The sequence below is a fragment of the Paraburkholderia madseniana genome (assembly GCF_009690905.1).
Classification (GTDB): domain Bacteria; phylum Pseudomonadota; class Gammaproteobacteria; order Burkholderiales; family Burkholderiaceae; genus Paraburkholderia; species Paraburkholderia madseniana.
Genome location: NZ_VOSW01000233.1, coordinates 1 through 2,877, shown reverse-complemented (window position 1 = coordinate 2,877; position 2,877 = coordinate 1). Strand labels below are relative to the sequence as shown.

The 2,877-nt window shown below is 62.0% G+C and carries 2 protein-coding genes; both read right to left on the bottom strand.

Features of this window, described 5'->3' with window-relative positions; all coding sequences use genetic code 11:
• The coding region (gene frc, locus FSO04_RS45400; protein ID WP_168436038.1) for a formyl-CoA transferase at positions 1-1,160 on the bottom strand (1,160 nt) is incomplete at its 3' end.
• A 26-nt stretch (positions 1,161-1,186) separates the two neighbouring features.
• Positions 1,187-2,877: oxalyl-CoA decarboxylase (gene oxc, locus FSO04_RS45395; protein WP_154567952.1), on the bottom strand; the 1,691-nt coding region annotated here is incomplete at its 5' end.

Below are 2,877 nucleotides of genomic sequence, written 5' to 3'. Positions count from 1 at the left end.
GGCGACGCGGTCACTTCCGGCTTCATGTCCGAGAACTTGATCGGACTGCCTACCGTCAGATACGTGCCGCGTTTCTTGTGCGGCACTTCGACGATCGTGCCGCTCGCGCGCAAGGACGGATCGTTGGCCAGCTCCTTCATTGTCAGCACCGGCGCGCACGGAATGTCGAACTTGCGCAAGATGTCGACCGCTTCGAACTTGGTCTTGTCGGCGAGCCAGGCCTCGATGGTGCCGAAGATCTCGAAGATATGCGGTTGACGTGCTTCAGCGGTCTTGTAGGCGGGATCGTCGATCCACTCGGGTTTGCCGAGTGCCTTGCAGATCGGCTCCCATGCATGGCCCTGGATCGTGAAGTAAATGTACGCGTTAGGATCCGTTTCCCAGCCCTTGCACTTGAGCACCCAGCCCGGCTGGCCACCGCCGCCCGCATTGCCGCCGCGCGGCACCACGTCGCTGAATTCGCCGTGCGGATACTGCGGATATTCCTCGAGATAGCCCACGCGCTCCAGCCGCTGCTGGTCGCGCAGCTTCACGCGGCACAGGTTCAGCACGCTGTCCTGCATCGATACCGCGACCTTCTGGCCCTTGCCGGTTTTGTCGCGTCCAAGCAGTGCAGTCAAAATGCCGATCGCCAGATGCATGCCGGTGTTGCTGTCGCCGAGCGCCGCGGCGCTGATAGTCGGCGGGCCGTCCCAGAAGCCGGTGGTGGATGCCGCGCCGCCTGCGCATTGCGCGACGTTTTCGTAGACCTTCAGGTCGTCGTAGTGATGGCCGTCGCTGAAGCCCTTCACCGAAGCGACGATCATCTTCGGATTGAGTTCGTTCAGGCGTTCCCATGAAAAGCCCATCCGGTCCAGCGCGCCCGGCCCAAAATTCTCGACCAGCACGTCGGATTCGCGAATCAGTTTTTCGAGTACTTCCTTACCTTCCGGTTTTTTCGTGTCCAACGTGAGCGACTTCTTGTTGCTGTTGAGCATCGTGAAGTACAGCGCGTCGGCGTCAGGGATGTCGCGCAACTGGTTGCGCGTCACGTCGCCCGAACCCGGTCTTTCAACCTTGATCACATCGGCGCCGAACCAGGCGAGCAACTGGGTGCACGCAGGACCGGCCTGAACGTGGGTGAAGTCGATGATCTTGATGCCTTCGAGTGGTTTGGTCACTTTGCTATCTCCATGGTTACGCTGGATCACTTTTTCATTGCCGCGCTTTGCGGATTCAGATTGGTCAGGCGGCCGCTTTCGGTGCCCGCCGCTTCGTCGATGACGGCATTGATCAAGGTCGGCTTGCCTGATGCGATCGATTCAAGCAGCGCCTTCGTCAGTTCTTCCGGTGTGGTCGCGTTGTAGCCGACACCGCCGAATGCCTCGATCATCTTGTCGTAGCGCGCGCCCTTCACGAACACGGTCGGCGCGACGTCCTTGCCGCCCGTCGGGTTCACGTCGGTGCCGCGATACACGCCGTTGTTGTTGAAGACGATGGTGCAAACCGGCAGGTCGTAACGGCAGATGGTTTCGAGTTCCATGCCGCTGAAGCCGAACGCGCTGTCACCTTCGATCGCGACAACCGGTTTGCCGCTCGTCACCGCCGCGCCGATCGCGAAGCCCATGCCGATGCCCATGATTCCCCACGTGCCCGAGTCGAAGCGTTTGCGCGGCTCGTACATGTCGATGATGCTGCGCGCGTAGTCGAGCGTGTTCGCGCCTTCGTTGACGACGTTGATGTCCGGGCGTGTCTTCAGCACGTCGCGGATTGCGCGCAACGCACTGTGGAAATTCATCGGCGACGGGTTCTTGTCGAGCGTGGCCGCCATCTTTGCGAGGTTCTTGCTCTTGCGCTCGGCGATCGCGCTGGTCCATTCGGCGCTCGGCTTCGCGAATCCCGCATCGAGGCCGGCACGCAATGCCGCCACGCACGAGCCGATATCGCCGATCACCGGCGCGGCAATCGCGACGTTACTGTCGATTTCGGTCGGCGAAATATCGACCTGGACGAATCTCTTCGGCTCCGCGCCCCACGTCTTGCCCTTGCCATGCGCGAGCAGCCAGTTCAGACGCGCGCCGATCAGCACGACCACGTCGGCTTCCTGCAGTACGAACGAGCGTGCCGCCGACGCCGATTGCTCGTGCGTATCGGGCAACAGGCCCTTGGCCATCGACATCGGCAGATACGGAATGCCGCTTTGTTCGACGAACGCGCGGATCTCCGCGTCAGCCTGCGCGTAAGCCGCCCCCTTGCCGAGCAGGATCAGCGGACGCTTGGCGCTCTTCAGCACATCGATCGCGCGCTTGACCGATTCCGGCGCCGGCAACTGACGCGGCGCGGCATCGACCACTTTGACCAGCGATTGCTGCGCCTTCACGGCGTCCAGCGTTTGCGCGAGCAGCTTGGCCGGCAAGTCCAGATACACGCCGCCCGGACGGCCCGACACCGCGGCGCGAATCGCACGCGCCACGCCGATGCCGATGTCTTCCGCATGCAGCACGCGATACGCGGCCTTCGCATACGGCTTGGCCGCATTCAACTGATCCATTTCCTCGTAATCGCCCTGCTGCAGATCGACGATTTCACGCTCGCTCGAGCCGCTGATCAGGATCATCGGGAAGCAGTTGGTGGTCGCGTTGGCGAGCGCGGTCAGGCCATTCAGAAAGCCGGGCGCCGACACTGTCAGGCAGATACCCGGCTTCTGCGTCATGAAACCGCTAATCGCCGCTGCATTGCCCGCGTGCTGTTCATGACGAAAACCGATGAAACGCATCCCTTCCGCTTGTGCGAGCCGCGCGAGGTCGGTGATCGGGATGCCGACCAGTCCAAAGATGGTGTGGATGTCGTTCAGTTTCAGCGCGTCGATGACCAGATGGAATCCGTCGGTCGTTTCGG